The 25,259-nt window shown below is 63.3% G+C and carries 15 protein-coding genes and 1 riboswitch; of the genes, 7 read left to right on the top strand and 8 right to left on the bottom strand.

Going from position 1 to position 25,259, the window contains the following annotated elements; translation table 11 throughout:
• Window positions 1-97: 97 nt before the first annotated feature.
• Both AUC43_RS05450 and dxs read right to left on the bottom strand, forming a co-directional pair.
• Window positions 98-961, bottom strand: coding sequence for an aldo/keto reductase (locus tag AUC43_RS05450; RefSeq protein ID WP_068190824.1), 864 nt, complete (start codon window positions 959-961; stop codon window positions 98-100).
• Window positions 962-1,074: 113 nt separating this feature from the next.
• Entirely contained in the window at window positions 1,075-3,021 is a 1,947-nt protein-coding gene (gene dxs / locus AUC43_RS05445; protein WP_068190822.1) for a 1-deoxy-D-xylulose-5-phosphate synthase, read from the bottom strand.
• 305 nt (window positions 3,022-3,326) lie between these two features.
• Between dxs and AUC43_RS05440 the strand changes: the two genes are divergently transcribed.
• Window positions 3,327-6,248, top strand: coding sequence for a TonB-dependent receptor (locus AUC43_RS05440; protein ID WP_071885822.1), 2,922 nt, complete (start codon window positions 3,327-3,329; stop codon window positions 6,246-6,248).
• A 54-nt stretch (window positions 6,249-6,302) separates the two neighbouring features.
• Complete coding sequence (locus AUC43_RS05435) at window positions 6,303-7,388, top strand: lysylphosphatidylglycerol synthase transmembrane domain-containing protein (protein ID WP_068190820.1); 1,086 nt, start codon at window positions 6,303-6,305, stop codon at window positions 7,386-7,388.
• A gap of 85 nt (window positions 7,389-7,473) precedes the next feature.
• Here AUC43_RS05435 and AUC43_RS05430 read toward each other — a convergent pair whose 3' ends face one another.
• Complete coding sequence (locus tag AUC43_RS05430) at window positions 7,474-7,893, bottom strand: hypothetical protein (RefSeq protein ID WP_068190819.1); 420 nt, start codon at window positions 7,891-7,893, stop codon at window positions 7,474-7,476.
• Between the two features lie 184 nt (window positions 7,894-8,077).
• On the opposite strand from AUC43_RS05430, the gene AUC43_RS05425 reads away from it, so the two are divergent.
• The 3 genes from AUC43_RS05425 (at window position 8,078) to metX (ending at window position 11,616) form a co-directional block, all read left to right on the top strand.
• Window positions 8,078-8,368, top strand: a complete 291-nt coding sequence (locus tag AUC43_RS05425; protein WP_068190818.1) for a LysM peptidoglycan-binding domain-containing protein — start codon at window positions 8,078-8,080, stop codon at window positions 8,366-8,368.
• 225 nt (window positions 8,369-8,593) lie between these two features.
• Window positions 8,594-8,710: riboswitch (SAM riboswitch) on the top strand.
• A 383-nt stretch (window positions 8,711-9,093) separates the two neighbouring features.
• Window positions 9,094-10,473 carry an O-acetylhomoserine aminocarboxypropyltransferase/cysteine synthase family protein gene (locus tag AUC43_RS05420; protein WP_068198262.1) on the top strand — a complete coding sequence of 460 codons (1,380 nt, stop codon included), beginning with the start codon at window positions 9,094-9,096 and terminating at the stop codon, window positions 10,471-10,473.
• Between the two features lie 117 nt (window positions 10,474-10,590).
• Window positions 10,591-11,616, top strand: a complete 1,026-nt coding sequence (metX, locus tag AUC43_RS05415; RefSeq protein ID WP_068190816.1) for a homoserine O-acetyltransferase MetX — start codon at window positions 10,591-10,593, stop codon at window positions 11,614-11,616.
• 178 nt (window positions 11,617-11,794) lie between these two features.
• On the opposite strand, the gene AUC43_RS05410 is transcribed toward metX, so the two are convergent.
• Complete coding sequence (locus tag AUC43_RS05410; RefSeq protein ID WP_157780939.1) at window positions 11,795-13,030, bottom strand: alpha/beta hydrolase; 1,236 nt, start codon at window positions 13,028-13,030, stop codon at window positions 11,795-11,797.
• 135 nt (window positions 13,031-13,165) lie between these two features.
• Window positions 13,166-16,105: a carboxylesterase family protein gene (locus AUC43_RS05405; RefSeq protein WP_082684922.1), complete on the bottom strand. Its 2,940-nt coding sequence runs from the start codon at window positions 16,103-16,105 to the stop codon at window positions 13,166-13,168.
• A 172-nt stretch (window positions 16,106-16,277) separates the two neighbouring features.
• On the opposite strand from AUC43_RS05405, the gene AUC43_RS05400 reads away from it, so the two are divergent.
• On the top strand, window positions 16,278-17,192 hold the full coding sequence (locus AUC43_RS05400) for a S66 peptidase family protein (RefSeq protein WP_068190810.1): 915 nt from the start codon (window positions 16,278-16,280) through the stop codon (window positions 17,190-17,192).
• Window positions 17,193-17,288: 96 nt separating this feature from the next.
• Here the strand turns inward: AUC43_RS05400 and AUC43_RS05395 are convergent, their stop codons facing one another.
• From AUC43_RS05395 to AUC43_RS05385, 3 genes are all read right to left on the bottom strand, one after another.
• Complete coding sequence (locus tag AUC43_RS05395) at window positions 17,289-18,317, bottom strand: M28 family peptidase (protein ID WP_068190809.1); 1,029 nt, start codon at window positions 18,315-18,317, stop codon at window positions 17,289-17,291.
• Window positions 18,318-18,434: 117 nt separating this feature from the next.
• Entirely contained in the window at window positions 18,435-19,919 is a 1,485-nt protein-coding gene (gene cysS, locus AUC43_RS05390) for a cysteine--tRNA ligase (RefSeq protein ID WP_068190807.1), read from the bottom strand.
• A gap of 227 nt (window positions 19,920-20,146) precedes the next feature.
• On the bottom strand, window positions 20,147-21,331 hold the full coding sequence (locus tag AUC43_RS05385; RefSeq protein ID WP_068190805.1) for an endonuclease/exonuclease/phosphatase family protein: 1,185 nt from the start codon (window positions 21,329-21,331) through the stop codon (window positions 20,147-20,149).
• Window positions 21,332-21,620: 289 nt separating this feature from the next.
• On the opposite strand from AUC43_RS05385, the gene AUC43_RS05380 reads away from it, so the two are divergent.
• Window positions 21,621-25,127, top strand: a complete 3,507-nt coding sequence (locus tag AUC43_RS05380; RefSeq protein WP_199243499.1) for a DUF7948 domain-containing protein — start codon at window positions 21,621-21,623, stop codon at window positions 25,125-25,127.
• The last annotated feature ends 132 nt before the right edge of the window (window positions 25,128-25,259 follow it).

The raw sequence follows: 25,259 nt of genomic DNA, 5'->3' as shown, positions 1-25,259 counted from the left end.
TCAGGCTCCCCTCTCTTTTGGAGAGGGGCCGGGGGTGAGGTTCCCCGCAACTACTGTTGCAGAGCTTTTTTGGCGTTTATAGCTACATCAAATCCCGCTATGCGCCGATGCGGTCCAAAACCGCCATATCCTCGGTCGACAGCTGGATATCCGCCGTTTTCATGTTCTCTTCCAGGTGTTTCACCTTGGAGGTACCGGGAATGAGCAGGATGTTGGGCGAGTGGTGGAGCAGCCAGCTCAACGCAATCTGCGGCGACGTGGCCTGGTGCTTGTGCGCCAGCTGGCCCAAGGCAGCCAGTGCCTCCGAATTGCCGCCAGCCAACGGGTACCACGGAATGAAGGCCATGCCTTGCTCGCGGGTATATGTCAGCTCAGCTTCCCACTTCCGGTTTTCGATGCTGTACATATTCTGCACAGCCACCACTTTCACGTATTCCTGGGCCTTTTTAATCTGCTCAACCGTGACTTCCGACAGGCCAATGTGCTTTACCAGGCCTTCTTCCTGCGCTTTTTGCAGAAACTCCAGGGTCTTTTCAAAGGGCACTTCCGGGTCGACGCGGTGGAGCTGGTAGAGGTCAATCTGGTCGAGCTGCAGACGCTTCAGGCTGCCGTGCAGCACTTCTTCGAGGTGCTCGGGACTAGCGTCGATGGGCCACTCGTTGGGGCCGGTGCGCAGCAGGCCGCCCTTGGTGGCAATGACGAGGCCCGGCTGGTACGGGTACAGCGCCTCGGCAATCAACTCTTCCGAAACGTTGGGCCCGTAGCTGTCGGCAGTATCAATGAAGTTCACGCCCAGCTCCACGGCCCGCTGCAGCACGCGGATGGATTCGTCGTGGTCGGCCGGCGGGCCCCAGATGCCCTGGCCGGTGATGCGCATGGCCCCGTAGCCGAGTCGGTTAATGGTGAGGTCGCCGCCGAGGGTGAATGTGGTAGGGTATGTTGACGTGGTGGTAGTTGCCATGAATTGAAGTGCTTTAAATGAAAACACCACCGACCAGGATTTCCCAGCCGGTGGTGTTTCAAAAGTCAATCCGCAGGCCTATTGTTTACCGATGAGCTTACCAAAGCCTGAGCCTACCGCAGCACCGTAGCCAGGGCATCGGTCGCTAATTTCCCGCTCATCTCGCGCACGGCGGCGGCAATGCCGGCGGCATCAAAACCGCACTCTTTGTACAGCTCGTCCTGGGTGCCGTGCTCCACCACGCGGTCGGGGATGCCGAGGCGCCGCACGGGCAGGTGGAAGCCGTGGTCCGTCAGGAACTCGAGCACGGCCGAGCCGAAGCCGCCGGGCAGGCAGCCATCTTCCACGGTCACGATGGCGCGGTAGCGGCGGGCAATGTCGCGCAGCATTTCCTCGTCCAGCGGCTTGCAGAAGCGCATGTCGTAGTGGCCCGCGTCGAGGCCTTCGGCCCGCAGCGTTTCGGTGGCTTTCACGGCGTAGTTGCCGATATGACCGATGCTGAGGATGGCCACGCCGCCCTCCTCGCCCTCGCGCACCACGCGGCCCGTGCCGATGGCGATGCGCTGCAACGGCGTGCGCCACTGCGGCATCACGCCCTCGCCGCGCGGGTAGCGAATGCTGAACGGGCCAGCGTTTTCGGGCAGGGTGGCGGTGTACATCAGGTTGCGCAGCTCCTGCTCGTTCATCGGGGCCGATACCACGATGTTGGGTATGCAGCGCATGTAGGCCAAGTCGTAGCAGCCGTGGTGAGTGGGGCCGTCGGCACCGGCAAAACCGGCCCGGTCGAGGCAGAACACCACGTGCAGGTTTTGCAGGGCCACGTCGTGCACCACCTGGTCGTAGCCCCGCTGCATAAACGAGGAGTAGATGTTGCAGAACGGCACCAGGCCCTGGGTAGCCAGGCCGGCCGAGAACGTGACGGCGTGCTGCTCGGCAATGCCCACGTCGAAAGCGCGGTCGGGCATGGCGGCCATCATGATGTTCAGCGACGAGCCCGAGGGCATGGCCGGCGTCACGCCCATGACTTTGGGATTGGCCTCAGCCAATTCCACCATGGTGTGGCCAAACACGTCTTGGTACTTGGGCGGCTGGGGCTTGTCGGGAGTCTTTTTGTAAATCTCCCCGGTGATTTTATCGAATAAGCCCGGCGCGTGCCACAGCGTCTGGTCTTTTTCGGCCAGCGCGTAGCCCTTGCCTTTCACCGTCACGCAGTGCAGGATTTTGGGCCCGGGAATAGTTTTGAGGTCGTTGAGGATGGTGACGAGATGCTGCACGTCGTGCCCATCCACGGGGCCGAAGTAGCGGAATTTCAGCGCCTCAAACAGGTTGCTTTGCTTGAGCAGAGTCGCCTTCATGGCGGCCTCTACTTTGCGGGCAATGTGCTGGGGGTTGGGCCCGAACTTGCTGAGCTTGCCGAGCACGTTCCACAGCTCGTCGCGCACTTTGTTGTAGGTGCGGGAGGTGGTGATGTCGGTGAGGTATTCCTTGAGCGCGCCCACGTTGGGGTCGATGCTCATGCAGTTGTCGTTGAGGATAACCAGCAGATTGGAGTTGGCCACGCCGGCGTGGTTCAGCGCCTCGAAGGCCATGCCCGCCGTCATGGCACCGTCGCCGATTACAGCAATGTGCTGGCGGTCTTTCTCGCCCTTATAGTCCGAGGCCACGGCCATGCCCAGCGCCGCCCCGATGCTGGTGCTGCTGTGGCCCACGCCGAAAGCGTCGTACTCGCTTTCGCTGCGCTTCGGGAAGCCCGACATGCCGTGGTAGCGGCGGTTGGTCGGGAATTTATCGCGGCGGCCGGTCAGAATTTTGTGGCCGTAGGCCTGGTGGCCCACGTCCCACACCAGCTGGTCGTAGGGCGTGTTGAAGACGTAGTGCATGGCCACCGTCAGCTCCACCACGCCCAGCGAGGCGCCGAAGTGCCCGCCGTAAATGCTCACGGAGTCGATAATAAACTCGCGCAGCTCGGTGCTAAGTTGGACTAACTGCTCGGGAGCAAGCTTTTTAAGGTCGTCGGGCGAGTCAATCGCCGCCAGGAGCGGGCCGGGTTCAACTATCATCGGGGCAGGCGTGGTGGGAATGGGTGACGGAGTGTAACCGCCTGGCCAGCTAAAAGATTGTCGGGCCGGCACAAAGGTACGATGCCGAGCTAACAGCGGTTGTTGAGCACCGGCAGAATCAGGGTGTTTGTCGGGGTTTACCCGTTGGTAATCTAGTTTATGCCCAAGCCCGCGGCTTTCATAGGGACCTTTGCGTATCGGCAAGCCGATTGAGCCGGTTACCTATTGCTACGTTTTATTATCTAAAAAAGACGCCGGATGCAACCTCCGGCCCAAACGGTGGCACTTTGGCCACTATGCATTGTATGATACAAAAATTACCGGCCGCTGCCGTCCTGTTCACCGCCCTGCTGGGTACCAGCATTTTGGCTTCGGCCCAACAAAGCCCCGGCGGCCGTCCCACGGCCACGGCGGCGGCCCCAGCTCCCGCCCGCACGGCCGCCGGCCGCATCACCGGCACGGTAACGGAGGCAGGCACCGGCAAGCCCGTTTCTTATGCGACCGTGGCCGTGCTCGATGCAGCCGGCAAGGTGGTGAACGGCGGTGCGGCCGGCGACGACGGCAAATTTGTGCTGGCTGGCATTCCAGCGGGCACTTACACCGTTCAATTCAGCTTCATTGGGTATAAGAACGAGGAGCGCACCGGGGTGGCCGTACTCGCCGGTAGCCCAGTAGACCTGGGCACGGTAACCATGGCCGCCGCTGCTCAAAAGCTGGGTGAAGTGGTGGTAACCGCACAGAAGTCGCTGATTGAAGAGAAGGTAGACCGCACGATATACAACGCCGAAAACGACCAGACGGCCCGGGGCGGCGATGCCACCGACGTGCTTAAACGCGTGCCCCTGCTGAGTGTGGACCTCGACGGCAACGTGAGCCTGCGCGGCAGTTCCAACATTCGGGTGCTCATCAACAACAAGCCCTCGGCCATCGCGGCCAGCAGCATTGCCGACGCCCTAAAGCAAATTCCAGCCGACCAGATTAAGACCGTCGAGGTCATCACTTCGCCCTCGGCCAAGTACGACGCCGAAGGGTCGGGCGGCATCATCAACATCATCACCAAGCAGAATACCCTAAGCGGCGGCTCGCTGGGTGTAGACGCCAGCGTGGGCACCCGCCAAGCAAACCTGGGGCTAAACGCCAGCTACCGGACGGGGAAAATGGGCTTTTCGCTGAGCAGCGGCGGACGGGGCCAATACAACGTACCGGGCAGCTTCATCAACCGCCAAACCATCAAGGACGGCTACGGCAAAGAATTATCCTCCACCATCCAGTCGGCCGACACACGCCTGAACCAAGGCGGGGGCCGCGCGACACTGGGCTGGGACTATGATATCAACAAGCACAACTCGCTGACGGCATCGCTGACCTACGGCGCCCGGCTTTCGCACAACTACCAGGACCGGCTAACCACCCTTTCAACTTCTACACAGGGCAACTCGGTGCGCGATGTAAGCGTGGTAGACAACTCGCGCGCAGTCGACGCAAGCCTGAACTACACGCACACCTTCGAGAAGCCGCAGCAGGAACTCAGCATCCTGACCCTGTATAGCCGCAACGACCGCACGAACGACTTCACGAACAACATCCTGAACGCGGATTTTAATACGGCCAGCCGCCTGCGCAACGAAAACCCCAGCGCCAACGAGGAATTTACCATCCAGGCCGATTACCAGTCGCCAGTAGCCGAAAACCAGGTGCTGGAGTTCGGCGGCAAGGACATTGTGCGCCGGGTGAACAGCGACTACAATTATTACCAGGCCACGGGCGCCGACGGCCCCTATACCGTGAAAAGCGGCGTGGGGCTGAACAACGGCTTCAACTACCGCCAGAACGTGGCGGCCGCCTACGCGTCGTACACGCTGGGCCTGCCCAAGGGCTTTACCCTAAAGCCGGGCCTGCGCTACGAGTACACCTCGATTGCCGCCAATTTCAACGATGACAAAGCGGTGGTCATCCCCGACTATGGTGTGCTGGTGCCCAGCGTGAACTTTTCGCGTAAGCTTGAGAACGGCAACGTGGTGAAACTGGCTTATAACCGCCGCATTCAGCGCCCTTCGCTGCAATTCCTGAACCCGAACCCACAGCAATCGAACCCCCTTATCGTGACGGTGGGCACTCCCACGCTGAGCCCCGAATACACCAATAACTACGAGATGGGCTACAGCACCCTCGTGAAGAAAGTAAACCTGAACCTCTCCGTATTCGCGCGCAACACCACCGGCGCCATTCAGTCGGTGCGCACCCCGGTGCTTGATGAATTCGGCAAAGCCACTGGCGCACAAAGCATTAAGTACGAAAACATTGGCCAGGAAGATGCTTATGGCGGCAACGTGTTTGCCAGCTTGAACAGCGGCAAGTTCAGCCTCAACGGCGGCGTGGACACGTACTATGCGGTGCTGAACAACAACGTGCCAAACCCACTATACAATGCCAGCAACGAAGGGTTTGTGGTCAGCGGCCGCCTAATGGGCAACTACCGCTTCACCGACAAGTGGGCACTGCAAGGCTTCAGCTTCTACCGTGGGCGGCAGGTGCAGCTGCAAGGCTACCAAACCGGCATGGGCTTCTACGGCCTGAGCTTGCGGCACGACTTTAATGAGAAAAAAGGCACCTTCGGATTCGGGGCGTCGAACTTCTTCACGAATTCCATCAACGTCCGCAACCAAGTCACCTCCCCGCTCCTGGACCAGGCCAGCACCAACGTGTTGCACAACATGAGCTTTCAGGTGAACGTTAGCTACCGCATTGGCAAGCTCACAGCCACCCAGCCGCGCCGCGCCAAGAGCATCAACAACGATGACCTGAAAGGCGACGGTGGCGGCAACGACGCGGGCGCGGGCGATGTCCCCAGCGGTGCTCCCGCGGGCGGCGCCCGGCCGAGCGGCGGCGGTCAGCGCCCAGCCGGAATGCCCGGTACGCGTCCCGCTGGCGCTTCCGGTGTACGGCCTGCCGGTGCGCCGGCTGGCGCTGCCCCCACGGCCATGCCCGGCGCCCAGCCCGCCACGGCCACCGACAGCACTGCTACTGACGCAACCAAGACGCTACCCGGTACCATTCCGGGCCAAGCGCGTCCCACAGCGCAGCCGCAAGATTCTACGCAGCGCCGGCCCGCCAGCCTGCCTACTACGCCTGCTAATCCCATCGATGCACCGGCCAATGCGCCGTCGCCCGGCACCACCACGCCGGCCGGTACCACGCCCGCGGGCAGCCCCGGTGGCCGGCCCTAGCGGCGGGCTGCCGAGCTAGGCCCTACTTTTGCCCGGCTGCCGTACCTCCCCTCAATGCCCTACAAGCTGCTCCCTGCTCACCCCGAACACGACGCGCATTTTCTGCATCGGTTGCGGCCTTCGCGCCTCATCCTGCCCGTCGTCATCGGCCTGGGCGTGGTCATCTTCTTGTTTTACAAAAGCTACCAGCCCGGCGACTTGGCGCCCCTGCGCAACGCCGACTGGCGCTGGCTGCTGGCCGCGCTGCTCGTGCTGGTGGCCCGCGACTTTGGCTACATCTACCGCATCCGCCACATTGCCGAGGACGAGCTGACCTACCGGCAGGCACTGGACGTGATTATGATTTGGGAGTTTGCCTCCTGCGTGCTGCCCTCGGGGCAGGGCGGTACGGGGGTGGCGCCGTTTATTCTGGAAAAAGAAGGCATTCCGTTGGGCAAGGGCTTGGCCTACATCATGGTCACGGCGCTGCTCGACAACCTGTACTACGTGCTCATGGTGCCGCTGGTGGTGCTGGTGGCCGGGGCCGGGCTGTACCCGCACGAGGCCCTGCAAACCAACTTCGTGGCCACGCTGCGAATCGCCTTTGGGTTGAGCTACTTTTTTGTGCTGCTCTACGCTGGGCTCATGCTCTACGCCATTTTCGTCAACCCGCGCTCGGTGCGCCGGCTGCTGGTGCGGCTGTTTTCGTTTCGGCTGCTGCGGCGCTGGCGGCGCAAAGCCTACCGCCACGGCCAGGAAATGGTGCTGGCTTCGGTGCAGCTGCGGGGCAACGGGCCGCGCTACTGGTGGCACGCGTCGGTGAGCACGGTCTTTGTCTGGACGGCGCGCTACGCCATCATTGGCTGCCTCATTGCGGCCTTTGTGCCCATGGATGCGGGCACGTTCCTGTTCATTTTCGCCCGCAACATCACCTACAAAGTCATCCTGCTGATAGCCATCACGCCCGGCGGCGCGGGCATTGCAGAGGGCGCCTTCCCTACGTTCTTCGGCAAATTCATCGGCACGGCCACCATGACCAGCTTCATGGTGCTGCTGTACCGCGTGTTCACTTACTATCTCTACCTGGTGCTGGGCATGGTGTTTTTGCCGCGCTGGGTGGCGCGGGTATTCCTCCGCCACCCCGCGAAGCCCGAGCAATAAGCCTCGGAAAACCAGGTACCCGTAAACAAGAAAAGGCCCCGAACCGCAGTGGTTCGGGGCCTTTTCCCTAATTAGCAAGCGGCTATTACTCAGCTTCCAGCATCAAGGCAGCCCCATCGGCCGACTTCAGCGTGAGCTTTTTGTCGGTGAGGGTTTCCACGGTGAACGTGTTGCTGGTGGTAGCGTTATCGGGGGTCATGGTGAGGGTTTTGCCGGTCTGGTCAAACGTGTACTTGCCCGATACGGCGCCGTTGGCCCCAGTCATGTTGTAGGTGCCGTTGGCAAAAATGCGCAGTTCCTCTTGCTTTTGTGCATCGGTCTGCTTCACTTTGTCGCCGGTAGAGCTAGTTTCTTTCGCCGTTTTCCACACCTTGCTATCGGTGCCGTACAGCATATTTACACCCTCAACTTTACCTTTGTCGTTGTTGCAGGCCGTAGCAAACAGCGATAGCAAGAGCAACAAGCTGGCGAAATAACGAAGCGAAAAAAGCGACTGGGTTTTCATGGGTACAGAGGTGTTGGTGAAAGAAATAAGATGGCTGGCCCGGCAAAGCGGGCTCGTCGGCTTACGGCCCACACGCAAAAGGGTTTAGGACGAAACCTCGTCTGGCATCCTCCGTATAGTAGCTTCGTTGGGCCAGCCGAAGGCATTCCAGTCCAGTCAATTTTTCATTTAACCGACCGCACTCATGGGACTCTTTGATTTTCTTAGCGACAAAGGCGAGCAAAAGCCCGCAGAGCCGGCAGCCAAACCAGCCGCTGGCGGCACCGATTTTTTCGGGAATAACAACGCAGCCAATCCAGCTACCACCGGTGAGTCGTATACCGTAGTAAGCGGCGACTCGCTTTCCAAAATTGCCAAACACCACTACGGCGACGCGGCCAAGTGGCACCAGATATACGAGGCCAACAAGGCCCTCATCGGCAACAACCCTGACCACATCGAAGTGGGCCAGGTGTTGACCCTACCTAGTCTCTAGGTACTTTTTTGCAGAAAAAAGGTGAGAAAAGCCACTCTGTTTCAGGGTGGCTTTTTTGTGTTTTATTGAGCCGCTAAACGGAAGCGGCCCAGCTCAACTAGCCTGTGGTGGAGCTGGACAGGAAGAAATATTTTCTGTGCAATCGTTGGACATAAAAAAATTCCTTCCGTACATTTGGCTCACCACCAACACGGTACTCCCCTGCTCGCGGCAGGGTAGTTTCAAGTTTTATAGAGAAGCGGCGAGAGACTAGGCTCTGTGACCCGCTGGCAACCTTCGACCGCGCGAAAGGTGCCAAGTCCTACCCACCACCGGCGCAGGCCGGGGCGGGGCATATGAATCGAGTACCATGGAAAATTCCGCTTCCTTCTTTGTTGCCCCGAACGCTCCGGCTGCTTTGCGCGCCGCAGGTTCGGGCTTTTCCGTTGTGGCCCCAGGCGGCCAGAACGCCGCGTTGCGCCAGGAGCGAATGCGAATGTGTTGTTGCCTGTGTTGTTGCTAAGCTGATTTCGGCTTAGGCAACCCCTCCCCTTCTTTCTGGATTTTTTGGCGGCCCTCGGTGCCCGCCGCTGGCCCTTTCGGCGCGCAGCGGCCGGACCAATCGGGCCACATCTTCAGCACGGGCTTGTGGGGGTTCCGCTGCGCTTAAAAACTGCCATTTCAGGCCGTTGCGCGCTTATTTTCTTGCTTTTTCAGGTTTTTTCAACTCCAAACATACCCCCATCATGTCCGCTTCGCCCTTGCACTTCGAAACCCTCCAACTCCACGCCGGCCAGCAGCCCGACCCCACCACCGGGGCCCGCGCCGTGCCGCTGTTCCAAACCACCTCCTACGTGTTTAAAAATGCCGAACACGGCGCCAACCTGTTTGCTCTGAAGGAGTTCGGCAATATCTACACCCGCCTGATGAACCCCACCACCGACGTGTTTGAGCAGCGCGTGGCGGCGCTGGAAGGCGGCGTGGCGGCGCTGGCCACGGGGTCGGGGCAGGCGGCTCAATTCATTGCCCTGAACAACATCCTGCAGGCCGGCGACAACTTCGTGAGCTCGGCCTTTCTCTACGGCGGCACTTACAACCAGTTCAAGGTGGCGTTCAAGCGCTTGGGCATTGAGGTGCGCTTTGCTGATGGCGATAACCCGGCCAGCTTCGAGGCCCTGATTGACGACAAGACCAAGGCCATTTACCTGGAAACCATCGGCAACCCCAGCTACAGCATCCCGGACTTTGAGGCCATTGCCGCCATTGCCAACCGGCACGACCTGCCGTTGATTGTGGACAACACCTTTGGCGCGGGCGGCTACCTGTTCCGGCCCCTGGAGCACGGCGCGCACATCGTAGTAGAATCAGCCACGAAATGGATTGGCGGCCACGGCACCAGCATCGGCGGCGTGATTGTGGACGGCGGCACCTATGACTTCGGCAACGGCAAGTTTCCGCAGTTCACTGAGCCCAGCGAAGGCTACCACGGCCTGGTATTCAACGACGTATTTGGCAAGGGTGGGCCGTTTGGCAACATCGCTTTCATCATCCGGGCCCGGGTAGAAGGCCTGCGCGACTTCGGCCCGTCCATCAGCCCGTTCAACTCCTGGCAGCTGCTCATCGGCCTCGAAACGCTGAGCCTGCGCGTGGACCGCACGGTGGAAAACGCCCAGAAAATCGCCAACTGGCTGGAGCAGCACCCGCAGGTAGAAAGCGTGAACTACGCCGGCCTGGCCAGCAGCCCCTACCACCGCCTGGCCCAGAAATACCTCAAGCGCGGCTTCGGCGGCGTGCTCAGCTTCCAGCTCAAGGGCAGCAAGGAGTCGGCCACCCAGTTTATCGACAACCTCAAGCTCATCAGCCACCTGGCCAACGTGGGCGATGCCAAGACGCTCATCATCCAGCCCTCGGCCACCACGCACCAGCAACTGAGCGATGCCGAGCAGCTGGCGGCCGGCGTCACGCCCACTTCGCTGCGCCTTTCGGTGGGCATTGAGCACTTCGAAGACATCAAGGCCGATTTGCAGCAGGCCTTCGAGGCCATTGGCAACACCGCGGCGCTGCCCACCGAAGGCACCCAGGTAGGCGAGCCCGAACTGGAGCACGCCCAGCCCCTGGAAGTATAGCCCGATTGTCAGTTGTTGGCGGGGAGCTGCTGGCTATCAGCGGCTCCCACCATTAAGCATCCCGATATCTCACCGCGCCGACCGATAACTGACCAGCCGCTTCGATACCCGATACCCATGAAAGAATATATTTTTAACCTGCCCGACCTGCTGCTGGAAAGCGGGGAAACCCTGGCCAGCGCGCACGTGGCCTACCGCACCTGGGGCCAGCTCAACGCCGACCGCGACAACGTGGTGTGGGTGTGCCACGCCCTCACGGCCAATGCCGACGTGCTGAGCTGGTGGCCGGGCCTGGTGGGGCCGGGCTGCTACTTCGACCCGGCCGACTGGTTTATCGTGTGCGCCAACGTGTTGGGCTCCTGCTACGGCAGCACCAGCCCCCTCGACGCGGACCCGGCCACGGGCCAGCCCCGCTACCAGCACTTCCCGCGGCTTTCCATCCGCGACCTGGTGGCGGCGCACGAAGCGCTGCGCCAGGAATTGGGCCTGGAGGACATTCACACGATAATTGGGGGCTCACTGGGTGGGCAGCAGGCCTTGGAATGGGCAGTGCAGCGGCCGGATTTGTTCGACAATCTGGTGGTTATTGCCACTAATGCCCGCCATTCGGCCTGGGGCATTGCCTTCAACGAGGCGCAACGCCTGGCCATTGAGGCCGACCCGACCTACGCCGCCGGCCAGCCCGGCGGGGGAGACGACGGCCTGCGCGCCGCCCGGGCCATTGCCCTGCTCAGCTACCGCAGCTACTCGGCCTACGTCGACTCCCAAACCGACCCCGAAGACCACCTGCTGCGCGAGCACCGCGCCAGCACCTACCAGCGCTACCAGGGCGACAAGCTGGTGGCTCGTTTCGACGCCTACAGCTACGTGGCCCTGAGCCGGGCCATGGACACCCACAACCTGGGCCGTGGCCGGGGCGGGATACCGGCGGCCTTGCGCCGCGTGGGCGCCCGCACGCTGGTGCTGGGCATTACTTCCGACGTGCTTTTTCCGCTCAGTGAGCAGCGGGAGCTGGCCAATCACATTCCCGGCGCTATGTACGCCGAGCTGGATTCGCGCTACGGGCACGACGGCTTTTTGCTGGAAACCTCCGCCATTACCCACTTCTTGGAACTGTTCTACGCGCCCACATTTGCCCACTGATGCGGTGGAATAGGTAGGAGCAGGGCTGGCCCCTGCCCGGTCGTTCACGCCGATGCACGCGGCGCTGCCGCATCTGGAGTTGCCAGTTGAGCTGGCTCAGGCTTGAACTCATTCGCTTAAAAAGCAAAGGCCCCATTCGCGCGAATGGGGCCTTTGCTTTTTCATTTCAGCACCAGGGCTATTGGAATTCCACACGAACGGGCACCTGCCCGGGAAACTTCAGCCAGTACATGCCCGCTTTCAACGAACCGCGCAGCACGGTGACGGTGCGCCCGCCGGGGCGGAGGGTGCGCACCGCCCGCCCGGTGGCATCCAGCAAGTAGGCTTCGGCCGGTAGCGGCCAGGACTCGGGCAGCAGCACCCGCACGGCGTCTTCGGCCGGCAGCGGGTAGGTCTGGGCCACGGGCACCGCTTGCGCACTGCCCGGTTTCGTGGCGATAACGACGGTGCCGGCCTGGCCCAGGCTGGGCCGCAGGAAGTCGCGGATGGTGCGGAACGTGGTATCGGCGTAGGCGGCGTTGTTTTCGAAGGGAATGTGGCCGGCGCCCCGCAACGTGCGCAGCGTGTTGCGGATGCCCACGGCCGTGGCCCGGGGATGCAGCCGGCCGCTGCCGTACACATACTTGGGCGGAAATACCGAGCCCACCCGGCCCTGAAAATACGGCACGGTGGCATCGGCGGTGCCGTGAACGCTGCACAGCGGCGCGTTGCCGGGCTCGATTAAGCTCGGGTTTTCGATGGCGCCGCTCAGGTTGAGCACGGCTAGCACGGCGCTGCTGTAGCCGGGGTTGCCACTAGCCCCCTCGATGCCACCCAGGCTGGCAAGGTCTACATACGCCGGGACTTCGCTGGGCTTATCCAGGTAGCCCACTGCCAGCGCCACAAAAGCCCCGGCCGACGAGCCGCCCACCGTAATGTAGTTGGGCTGAACGCGGTAGAGGTTTGCCGTAGCGGCGTCTTTGCGGAAGAAGCGCACGGCCGCGCGCAGGTCCTGCATGCCCCGAATGGCGGCCCTGGCCACTTGCGGCGTGTCGGCCGGCACGTTAAGGCCGGTGAACGGGAAGCCCAGCCGGTAGTCGATGCTGGCCGTGACGTAGCCCAACTTGGCAAACTGGGTGCACACGGCCACCATATAAGCATCGGTGCGTGAACCCAAGACAAAGCCGCCCTGGTGGGCAAAGATGATAACCGGCCGCTGGGGCGTGGCGTCGCCGGTGGGCTGGTAAATGTCCATCAGCAGCGTTTGGGTGGTACCGGCGAAGGTGACGGCTGAGCCGTACGCCACGCCGGAAGTCACCGTCACGTTTGGGAAAATCGGCCGGTAGTAGCGGCCGCCCGTGGTATCAATCTGGGCCGAAACGGTTTGCAGTCCCGCCAGCAGCAAAGCCGCGAAGAGTAGAAAAGTTGATTTCATAACATACAGTCTAAGACAGTAAAAGGATAAAATCAACCGGCCCGCCGGGACGCCCATCAACCCAGGACTTCACAAGCTCCAAGCCGGCCGGCATTATCAAGAGTAATACCGGCCGGCGGGGCATTGGGTTTTCGCTTATTGCACCACCACGCGGCGCACCAGCGGAGTGCCCGCCACGCGCAGGTGCAGCTGGTACACGCCCGGAGCCAGCCCCCGCACGTTCACCTCGGCGTTGAGCAGCTGGCCCGTGGGCGCCGCCAACGACTGACTGCGCACGGTTTGGCCGAGAGTATTGGTGAGCCAGGCGGCCACCGCCGACACCCGGGCCGGCATCGGAAGCTGCACCCAGAAGCTGCCCGAAGCCGGATTGGGGTACACCTGCAGTTGAGCCGCCAGGGCTTGGGCTGCCGTGGTGGCTGTCACGTTGGCGGCGCGCAGCTCTAGTGCAAACCGGTTGGGTGCCGAGAGGCTGGCCAGCGTGAAGCGGTACTGGGTGCCGGCCACAAGCGGGGTACGGGTACCAGTGAGCGCATCGGTCAGGGTGAGAGCAGTGCCGGGAGTGAAATTGACCAGGTCCTCGGCGGCCAGCACGTACGTGCCCGTGCGGGGGGCGGTGAGGGCCAGCGGCACCACGGTTGCCGTCGTGAGCAGGGGCAGCCCGTTGATGGCCAGTTCGTGGCCGGCCGCTACGGAGGCCAGGTTCAGGCCACTGGGGTTGGGCAGCTTGTCGGCATCGAAGGCGAGGTCGGGGCCGGCGGTCGCGCCGGCTTCAAGGTAGAGGTAAGTTTCGTCAATTGAGCCGGGCGTGGCCGCATCGGCCAGGGTCAGGCGCAGGCGCGGCCGGGCATCGACGGTGCTGCGCTGCAGCGTGGCGGCGTTGGCCCCCGCAAAGTCGGTGATTCGGGCGCGGAGGTTGAAGGTAACCGTGACGGGGGCCGTGGCGAGGGAGCGCACGAAGAAGCCCTGGCCTAGGGGCACGGTGCTGCCGGCGCCGCCCATGCCGTTAACGTACGTGCGGTACCGGCCCTCGTATTGCTTGGTGCTCACGAAGATGTACATGGCCGCGCTCATGCCCGCAGGCACCTTCACGTTGTCCCAGTTCAGGGCCGAGGCGAAGGGGTTGCCGAGCAGGTGCCAGCCGGCATCGGGCGAAACCGCCGCGGCGAGGCTCACAGGAATGTCTTCGTTGTTGCGGCTGAGCGGCCCGGTGAAGGCCAGCGTCTGGTTCGCAGTCAGGTTGACGGCGTAGCCCTGGCCCCGCACCAGCGGCGCGGGAGCGCTGTTAAAGTCAAGCGGCACAAACCAGCCCTTGTCGAAGGCTGAGTAGCTCGTAGCGGGAGACGTCGCCACCCGGCCCTGCTCGTAATCGAACAGGTTGGGGAAGGGCACCACCAGGTCGGGACGGGTGCTGGTGTTGTAGGTTGGGGTGAGCACCGGCGTGAACGAGGCCGTGGCCAGGTCCACGGTCTTCACGTTATCGACCGGCGTGGCCAAGTGCCGGTAGCCTAGGCCCAGATTCACCGCAGGGTCTATGTAACGCTGCACGGTGAGGGCGCTGGTGAGGGTGCCGGGGCCGGGTGTGGCCAGGGCCGTGCCGGCGGGGCCCGACAGCAAGGTGAGCGCGCGGGTGCTGTTGTTCAGAGTGCCGCTGGTAGGCAGGAGCCGCTGGCTAATGCTCAGGGCGTTGGTCAGGGTCACCGTGTTGGCGGCGGGCAGGGCTATTTCCAGCTCGCGCACCTGGGCGGGCAGGCCGGAGCCGGTTACTTGGTCAGTGGTGCCTTCGTAGGCATAGCCGGCATCGGAGCTGAAAGTCCGGGTGCCGGTGTTACGGATGGCGCCCGTGGCGCCGCTAGCCGAAATGCCCTCGGGACTGCAGATGCGCAGCGTGGCGCCGGCCTGCAGTTCAAAGCTGCCGGGACCGTCTACTACGAAGCAGTTGGTTTTCAGCGAGCCCGGCGTCTGGCCGGCCTGGCTTTTCACTATTATTGAGCCGTACACGGTGATATTGCCCAGCAGCACGGCCTGGTTGCTGTTGATGGTAATGTCCTGATAAGCGCCCCCGGCTACGTCGGTTGGCGAACTGATAACCAGGCTGGGGTACGACGGCGCCGTGACCGGCACCAGCAGTGGCCGCAGGAAGTCGCGAATGTCGCGGAAGGTGGTGTCAGCGTAGGCCTGGGGGTTGGTGCTGCCGCTGGTGCTGTACTGAGGAATGTGGGGCGCCCGGCTCAACCGGCGCAACACGTTGGGCACGCCCACGCTGGTAGCGTAGGGATTCAGCAGGCCGCTGCCGAACACGTACTTGGGCGGCAAGCCCGCTCCCACCCGGCCCTTGAAGTAAGGCACCACCGCATCCGAAGTGCCGTGGATGCTGTAGAGCGGCGGGTTGCCGGGCTCAATCATGCCGGGCGGATTGGTGGCGCCGCTCAGGTTGAGCACGGCCAGGGGCAGGCTGCTGTAGCCGGGGTTGCCGCTGTTGCCTTCAATCCCGCCCATAGCCGTGATGTCGACGTCGCTGGGCACTTCGCTGATTTTATCCAGGTAGCCCACTTCGAGCGCCATGAAGCCGCCGGCCGAGGCGCCGCCCACCACAATGCGGCTGGGGCTCACCTTGTAGGTGTTGGTGGTGGCGGCGTCTTTGCGGAAGAAGCGCACGGCCGCGCGCAGGTCCTGCATACCCCGGATGGCGGCCTTGCTCACGCCGGTGGTATCGAAGGTGGTGAAAAGCAGTCGGTAGTCGATACTCGCCGTGACGTAGCCCAACTTGGCAAAGCGCGTGCACACATCCACCATGTACTGCTCGTTGCGGGTGCCTTGCACGAAACCGCCCTGGTGGGCGAAGATGATGACCGGGCGCTCCGACGCCACGTCGCCGGTGGGCTGGTACACGTCCATGAGCAGGTTCTGGGGGCCAAATACGCCCACCGCCGAACCGAAGACCACGCCCGAAGTCACGGTCACGGCCGGGAAAATGGGCCGGTAGAAACGCCCCTTGGTGGTGTCGATGGGCGTTTGGGCCGCCGTGTGCCAAACGCTGAGCAAAAGCAGCAACGCGGAAAGTAAAGTGGACTTCATAGAATCAGGAAAAGGGTGCCGATGGTAAAAGCTGTGCCGTGTGCTTGACGAAGAACCAGCCCCGGGGTTGGCTCCTTCGTTCCCCAAACTTAACCGGCAACACCCGCATATAGCTGCACGGTAGCATAGCCGCGAAGTCCTGCGTTATTTGCGGGCGTTTTTTCCGTTTTCTATGTCGGTTTTATTTCCTCCCGCCTTGCAGCGTGGCCAGCGCGTGGCCATCGTCAGCCCCGCCCGTAAAATCAGTGCCGCCGAGCTGGCCCCCGCCATCGGCACCCTGGAACGCTGGGGGCTGGAAGTGGTGCTGGGCGACAGCATCGCCGGCGAGCACCACCAGTTTGCCGGCGACGACGACCTGCGCCGCCGCGACTTCCAGCGCCAGCTCAACGACCCCAGCATCCGGGCCATACTGTGCGCCCGCGGCGGCTACGGCACCGCCCGCATCGTCGACGGGCTGGACTTTTCGCGCTTCGCCCAGCAGCCCAAATGGATTGCTGGCTTCTCCGACATCACCGTGCTCAACGGCCACCTGCTGCGCCTGGGCTACGCAAGCATCCACGGCGTGATGCCGGTGCTTTTTCACCAGGAAGGCGGCGAGCGGGCCCTCGAGAGCCTGCGCCGCGCCCTGTTTGGCGAACCCGCCCTGCCCATTGGCGCGCCCTGGCACGAGCTCAACCGGCCCGGCACGGCCACCGGCGAGCTGGTGGGCGGCAACCTGAGCTTGCTGCACACCGTCACGGGCACGGCCTCGCAAGCCAGCTTCGAAGGGCGCATTCTGTTCCTCGAAGACCTCGACGAGTACCTCTACCACATCGACCGCATGATGCTGCACCTGCACCGCAGCGGGCAGCTGGCCGGGCTGGCCGGCTTGGTGGTGGGCCACTTCTCGGATATGCGCGACAATGCTGTACCCTTCGGCACCACGGCCGTGGAAATCATCGATTCTTACGCCCGGCACTACAATTTCCCGGTGGGCTACGGCTTTCCCATTGGCCACGAACCCACCAACGAGGCCGTGGTCGTCGGCCAGGTCATGCGGCTGGACGTGACGGACGCCGGCAGCACCCTCGAGCCCGAGCGGGCCTAGTTTGCGGGCCGGCAACAGAAGAGGCGGCGGGTGCCTGGAACGTTGCAATTCCGGGTACCCGCCGCCTCAAATCTCACTTCAAATCGGCAGACCTACCTAATCGATGTACAGTGACTGCACCATGGTCTGGCCCACGGCCTTTAGGGTCTTGCGGTCGATGATGCTCATGTTGTCGGTGGTGGCGTGGTGGTAGGCCGGGAAGTAGTCGTCGCCGTAGGGAGGATGGTCGTAAATGTCCAGCGTCGGGATTCCGGCCTTGTTGGTGTACACGTGGTCGTCGGTGATGCCGCCGGTATCCTGGAAGCGGAAGTAATCGGAGTAGCCCAGGCGGGCGGCGGTGTTCCAGATTTTATCGAGGGCGGTGCGGGCGTTGGTGCGGGAGGTTTCCTCGCGGGTGAAACTGCCGCCTTTGGCGCCCACCATGTCGAGCAGCACGCCGTATTCGGCCTTGTAGCCCGCGGGCAGCAGATGGGTAGACCAATATTGCGAGCCCAGGCACCAGGAGTCGGTGCTGCTGCCTTCGAGCTGGTTTTTCAGCTTGGCTTGGGTGCCGTCATCGTGGCCCCAGTCTTCGGCATCGAAGAGGATGAAGTCGACGCCCACGTTGGGGGCCAGGCTATCGGGCTGCTGGCTGAGCACGCGGGCTATTTCCAGGGCCACGGCCACGGCGCTGGCGCCGTCGGAGGCGCCGTCCATGGGGGCGTTTTTGTGGGTCTTGTCGGCATCAGCAAAGGGGCGGGTGTCCCAGTGGCCGAAGATGGCCACGCGGCGGGCGGCCTGGGGCTGGTACTGGGCGATGATGTTGCGGGCGTGGATGTTGGTCCCGTCGAAGGTCATGGCCTCGAAGGGCTGTTGCATCACCTTCAGCCCATAGCTCTTGAACTTGGCCACCAGCCAGTCGCCGCAGGCAATGTGGGCCTTGGAATTGGGCACGCGCGGCCCAAACGCTACCTGCTTGGCCGTGAAGGCATAAGCCGAGTCGGCATTGAAGACGGGGGCCTTGGGCAGCTTGACTTCAGCAGGAGCGGTGGCCTCGGAGGTTTCGGCCGCTTTTTTGTCCGGGCAGCCGGTGAGCAACAGCAGGCCAGCCAAAGCAGCTAGGGGAAGGCGAAGTTTACGGAGCATTAAAAGGGTCATCCTGAGCTTGCGAAGGACCTTATCACGCCTGCGCTGCAATAGCTTACTAAATCTGACGAAAGCAGCCGTGATAAGATGCTTCCTGCGTCAGCATGACAAAATTCCTTATTCCTCGCTGTAGGCCCACTCCACGCCGGCTTTGGTGTCTTTAATGACGATGCCCTGCCCTTTGAGCGCGGCCCGAATCAAATCTACTTTGTCGTAGGCCTTGTCGGCTTTGGCTTCGGAATAAAAGCTGAGCGTGAGCTCCAGCAGTTGCTCGGCGTTGGCCCGCGGCTCGTCCTGCAAGCCCAGAATGTCGACCACGAGGGTGCGGTAGGCGGCCACGGCCTCGGCCAGCACCGCGCCCGACACTTCGGCCAGCGCGGCCGGAGTGGTGGCCAAGGTGTTGAACTTGCGCAGCAGGTTGAACAGGCTCGCGATGCTGCGGGCCGTGTTCAGGTCGTCTTCGAGGCCCGCGAACAGGTCGGCCATGAGCTTGCGCAGGTCGGCGTCGCCGGGCAGTTTGGCCTCGTCGCTGGTGGGCACCAGCTTCTCGAGCAGGCGCAGGCCATTCATCAGCTTGCGGTAGCCTTTGCGGGCGGCCTGCAGGGCGTCGTCGCTCACGTCGACGGGCGAGCGGTAGTGAGCCTGCAACAGGAAGAAGCGCACCACCATGGGCGAGTAGCCCTGCACCAGCGGCCCGGCCGGCCCCTTGAACATCTCGCCCAGCAACACGAAGTTGCCCAGGCTCTTGCTCATCTTGGTGCCGTTCACGGTAATCATGTTGTTGTGCATCCACACCCGCGACTCGTCGGTGTGGGTGTGGCTGGCCTGGCACTGCGCGATTTCGCACTCGTGGTGCGGAAACATGAGGTCGAGGCCGCCGCCGTGGATGTCGGACAGGTCGCCGAGGTACTTGCGGCTCATGGCCGAGCACTCGAGGTGCCAGCCGGGGAAGCCCTCGCCCCAGGGCGACGGCCAGCGCATGATGTGCTCGGGCGCGGCCTTTTTCCAAAGGGCAAAGTCGAGGGGGCTGCGCTTTTCGTCCTGGCCAGCCAGGGTATCGCGGGTGCCGCCCAGTTGGTCTTCAATGCTGCGGTTCGAGAGCTTGCCGTAGCGGTGGGCCTCGTTGTACCTGGGCACGTCGAAATACACCGAGCCGTTGACTTCGTAGCCGAAGCCGTTGGCCACGATTTCCTCAATCAGCCCAATTTGCTCGGTGATGTGGCCGCTGGCCTGGGGCTCAATATCGGGCGGCAAGCAGCCCAGGGCCAGCATGTTCTGGCGGTAGCGGTTGGCGAAGTGCTGGGCCACCTGCATGGGCTCGACGCGGGCCGCGCGGGCGGCTTTTTCCATCTTGTCTTCGCCGGTGTCGGCGTCGCTTTCGAGGTGGCCCACGTCGGTGATGTTGCGCACGTAGCGCACCTGGTAGCCCAGGTAGCGCAGGTAGCGCGTGAGCACATCAAACACCACCGGGCCGCGGGCGTTGCCCAGGTGGGCTTCGCTGTATACGGTGGGGCCGCACAGGTACACGCCCACCTGGGGCGCGTGCACGGGCTGGAATTCTTCTTTCTTGCGGGTAAGCGTGTTATAAAGCGAGAGCGGCATGATGCAAAGGTAGCGGGAGGAAAACTCCCCTCCTTACGAAGGAGGGGATGTTCGAGCCACAGGCTCGGACGGGGGTGGTTGCGGTCGTTGAACGAGGGTAGAACGAATTGGGCTGAAATCGTTCGGGCATCGTTGCCTACGCCGACCTTTGGTTCAACGTCCGCAACCACCCCGGCTCAACTTGGCAGTTGAGCGTCCCCTCCTCAACTGAGGAGGGGAGTTTTCGTTCAGCGCAGCTGATAGAGTCCTTCCACCGGAAAATGGTCGCTCCACGTGATTTCGCGGTGCACCCGGCAGCCCAGCACTTCCCACTGCGGGCTGGCAAACTGCTGGTCGATGCGCAGGCCCGGCAGCTTGCCGTTGTAGGTAGCCCCGATGCCGGTGCCCACGGTGGCCCAGGCATTCTGGAGGTGGTCGGCCAGCTGGTCGTAGGGGTAGGAATAGGGCAGGTCGTTGAGGTCGCCGGCCAGCAGCACGGGGTAGGGTGAGCGGGCCACGTGGGCCAGCACGGTATCAATCTGGGCGCCGCGCGCTTTGGCCCCGTTGCGGAAACGCCGCAGCAGGTTGGGCGCTTTCTGGCGCAGGCCGGTGCGGCTTTCGGTGGCGGCCACGATGTCGGTTTCGGCCATGCTCATGCTTTGCAGGTGCAGGTTGAACACGCGAATGGTATCGGGCCGGTTCCGGCCGGTGCGGTTGGCGGGCCGGGCCAGGTCAGCCCACATGGCGTGGTTTTGCGAGAGCCGGCCAAAAGGGATGGTGCCGCGCCGCACGATGGGAAAGCGCGAGAAAATAGCCAGCCCAAACTCGGCGCCGATGCCGTTGGTGAGCGTGACCGACACGAACGAGTGGCGGCCGCTGCCGCGCCCCAGCTGGTCGTCGGTTTGGAAGATGTTCTTGTCGTCGCGGGAGCCATGGGGCTCGTTGTAGTACTCCTGCAGGCACAGCACATCGGCTGGGCTCTGGGCCAGCCAGCGGATGAAGTCTTTGGACGAGGCATTGTTGGCGTCGCGCAGCTGTGAATACACGTTGAAAATGCGCACGTTGGACGAGAGCAGCAGCACATTGCCGGCAGAACGCCGCGTCAGAAAAGACGTGTGCAGGGTTTTTCCACCGGTCAGCTGCACCTGCCTGGCTTGCACCGCATCGGCCAGATGCGTAGGATGCAGCGGCAGGCCGCGCTGCACGTGGGGCCAGGTAAGCCCCAAGGCTAATATGGGCAGCACCGCCACCCGCCAATTGCGCCGCAGCCAGTATAGGGCCAACAGAGCCGTGAGGGCCAGGGCAATAGGTGTGGTGAGAGCCCCGAACACCACAGGCCAGAACGCGCTGGCGGGCACCTGCTCGCAGGCAATGGCCAGCAACAGCCAGCCCAGGGTGAGCAACGTAATTTTAAAGGCAAAAGAGCGGCGCACGGCACGAGCAACAGGGGCCGCAAAGGTAGCGGCCGAGCTTGAAGGCCGCAGCCGGCCAAAAGTTTATTTATCTTTCAATCCCCACGCCCAAGCGGGCTTTGAATCCAATAAGCTCTGCCTGGAATGATACCCGAGCCCAGGCCTGCATGAAATTTGCACGGCCGCCGTTTGGCCGCAGGGCATTTTCACGTTTTGCGCCGGCTGCTCACAATTTCCACTTCCCCTCTTTCCTGCTTTCCGCGCTTATATGGCTCCACTTTTCCGCGCTGTCTACCAACGTCTTCTGGTCTTGCTTTTACTACTGGCATTGCAGCCGGCGCAGGCGGCACCGGCCCGCCCCGCTTCGGTGGAGCCGGCCGCGGCCAGCCTCGAGTTTATTCAGAACAAGGGGCAGTGGGACCGCCGCGTGCGGTACGAGGCCGCGTTGCCGGCCGGCCGGCTCTTCGTGCAAGCCGATGCCCTCACCTACGCTTTTGTAGACGCGGCCCTCATGAGCAACCACCATGGCGGCGGGGGCACGGCCAACAAAACGGCCGCCAGCCCAAGTGGAGCCAGCTCCAGCTTTGCGGCCCACGCCTACACCGTGCATTTTGAGAAAGCCAGCCCCCGCGTTCGCCTCACTGCCGAGACGCCCACGGCCGGGGAACGCAACTACTTTGTGGGCAGCGACGAGCGGCGGTGGGCACGCCACGTGGGCGCGTTCCGGCGCCTGCACTACGCCGGCCTGTGGACCGGCATCGGCCTGACGCTGTACGAAAACACCGGCCAGCACCTGGAGTACGACATGGAGTTGGCGCCCCACGCCAACCCCGCCCAAGTGGCCCTGCGCTACGAGGGCGCCACGTCATTGACCCTGGACGCGGCCGGCAACCTGCTGGTGCGCACCACGGTGGGCAGCACCACCGAGCTGGCCCCGAAAGCCTGGCAAACCACGGCGGCCGGCGTGCGCCAGCCTGTGGCCTGCCGCTACGTGCTGGCTGGCAGCACCGTGCGCTTCGCGCTGGGTGCCTACGACAAATCCCGGGCCCTGACCATTGACCCCACCGTGCTGTTTGCCACCTTAACCGGCTCAACGGCCGACAACTGGGGCTTCACGGCGACCTACGACAACGCCGGCAACCTGTACTCGGGCGGCATTGTGTTCGATAACTACGGCGGCACTTTCCCGGCCACGCCGGGCGCCTACCGCACCAGCTTCAGCAGTGCGATGGACATGGCCCTTATCAAGTACAACACCACGGCAACCGGGCCGGCGGCGCGGGTGTGGGCCACCTACCTGGGCGGCAACAGCGCCGACTTCCCCCACAGCTTGGTGGTGAACGCCCAGAACGAGCTGGTGATTATGGGCAGTACGTCGTCGACCAACTTCCCCACCACGGCCGGGGCCCACCAACGGCTCTTTTACAGAGGCACGCCGCTTGACCCCTTCCGGGCCGGGCGGACGCCGTATGACATGCCCAACGGCTCGGACATCGTGGTGAGCCGCCTCAGCGCCGACGGCAGCGCGCTGCTAGCCAGCACCTATATCGGCGGAAATGGCAACGACGGGGTATTAGCTGACGGCGCGCTGGCCGCCAACTACGGCGATACTTTTCGTGGGGATGTAGTGCTCGATGGGGCGGGCAACATCTACATTGCTTCCACCACAAACTCGCGCGATGTCTTTCTAGGGAGCCAGGGAAATCCGCTAGATAGATTTTTGGCACAAGGTCCTGGCTATAATGTTCTTGTGTGCAAACTCACACCGTCGCTTTTTATGCAGTGGGGCGGTATTTTCGGGGGGAGTGGGGCCGATGCCGCCTACTCGATACAGCTTGATGCTCAGGGCCGCGTGTACGTGTGCGGCGGCACTACCTCGACCAACTTTCCGGCCACGGCCGGAGCCTACCGCAGCAGCCCGCTGGGGGGCATTGCCGATGGGTTTGCGGCCCGCATCAGCACCGACGGCCGCGCGGTGGAGCGCGCCACGTACACCGGCACGAGCGGCTACGACCAAGCCTATTTTCTGCAGCTCGACGCGGCCGGCAACGCCTACCTGCTGGGGCAAACGCTGGGGCAGTTTCCCATCACGCCCGGCTTGTACGGCACGGCCGGCGGCCCGCAGTTTATTCAAAAGCTCAACCCCGACCTCACGGCCAGCCTTTACAGCACGGCCTTTGGCAGCCGCGGCGGGGCCGGCAACGGGCCCAACCTGGTGCCCACCGCCTTCCTGGTCGACGAATGCGAGCGGGTGTACATCAGCGGCTGGGGCGGCGTCGACAACGGCGACTACCTCGGCGGCACCACCAGCGGCCTGCCCGTCACCGCCACCGGCGTACAGCCCACTACCGACGGCTCGGACTTTTACCTGGCTCAATTTGGGGCGGGCATGACCAAGCTCGACTACGCTACCTTCTTTGGGCAGCTGGGCGGCCCGCCCGACCACGTGGACGGTGGCACGTCGCGGTTTGACAAGCGCGGCATTGTCTACCAGGCCATGTGCGCCAGTTGCGGCGGGGGGCCGGTGGGCTTTCCGGTGCCGCCGGGCGCGGGCAGCTACACCTCTCGCAACGGCAGCGCGCGCTGCAACAACGGCGCTTTCAAAATGAACTTTGAAGTGATACAGGCCGACCCCGGGCCCCGGCGCTACGTGTGCGTGAACGACGGGGCCGTGACGCTGGGCGGCACCCCGGCGGGCGGCGTGTGGAGCGGGCCGGGCGTGCAAGCCATTCCGGGCGGTGGCTACCGCTTTGTGCCCACCGCCGTGGGCGCCGGGCAGTACGTCATCAGCTACACGGTGGCTTCTACCGGCACCTGCCTCAGCACCCGGGCCGTGCGCTACCTGGTGGCGCCGGCCATAGTGCCCACGCTGGCCCCGGTGCCGCCGCAGTGCATTACGCAGCCGGCGGTGGCCCTCACGGCCACGCCGGCCGGCGGCACGTTTAGCGGGCCGGGCGTGGCGGGCGGGCGCTTCGACCCGGCCGCGGCCGGCGCGGGCACCCACACCATTTCGTATGCCGTCTCCGACTCGTTGGGCTGCGGCGTTATCAGCCAGCAGGTGACGGTGAGCCGGCCGCCCACCGTGACGCCCGGGCGTGACACCACGCTCTGCGCCGACCTGCGCCAGCCGTTTCAGCTGCGGGGCCAGCTTCCCGCGGGCGGTACCTGGACCGGCAACGGGGTGACGGCCAGCGGCTTTTTCACCCCACCCAACACCAACAACCGGGGCGGCATTTTCCCGCTCACCTACACCGTGGCGCAGGGCCCCTGCCAGGTTAGCGCCACCCGCACCGTGGTGCTCACGCCCACTTCGACCCAAAACGTGGGCCTCAACCTGCCGGTGTGCGCCGCGGCGCCCCAGTACGCGGGCCTCGCGCCCTTCGATCTTCCGCTCACGCCCGTGCTGCTGGTGCCCAACGCCGCCTACCGCTGGGACTTTGGCGATGGCAGCCCCACCAGCACGGAAGCCACCCCTACCCACCGCTACCTGAAAGGCGGCAGCTACCACATCACGCTCACGGCGCGCTACGGCAACTGCCAGGTGCTCACGGGGTTTTCGCCGGTGGAAGTCGGCGAGGTGTTCGTTCCCAATATCATCACGCCCAACGGCGACGAGAAAAACCAGACTTTCCGGCCTCTGTTCACCTGCCGCCCAGCCTCGCTGGAAGTGTACTCGCGCTGGGGCCAGCGGGTGTACCAGACCGACGAGTACCACAACACCTGGGACGCCTCCGGCCTGCCCGACGGTATCTACTACTACCTGCTGCGCGACGCCGACGACCGCCGGGTGAAAGGCTGGGTGGAAGTGCGGCGCTAATACCGGCCGCTAAAAACCGCGAGAATTTCAGCCCAATTCCTGTGGGCGACCCTCTTTTATCTCAAGCCCGAAAAATGGTACGCGACCCGCCATTTTTCGGGCTTTACCTTTATGGTTCTGCTTTATCCCTAT

This window comes from Hymenobacter sedentarius (assembly GCF_001507645.1).
GTDB classification, from domain to species: Bacteria; Bacteroidota; Bacteroidia; order Cytophagales; family Hymenobacteraceae; genus Hymenobacter; species Hymenobacter sedentarius.
Note: the sequence above shows the minus strand (reverse complement) of the source record. Positions and strands in the feature narration are given on the sequence as shown.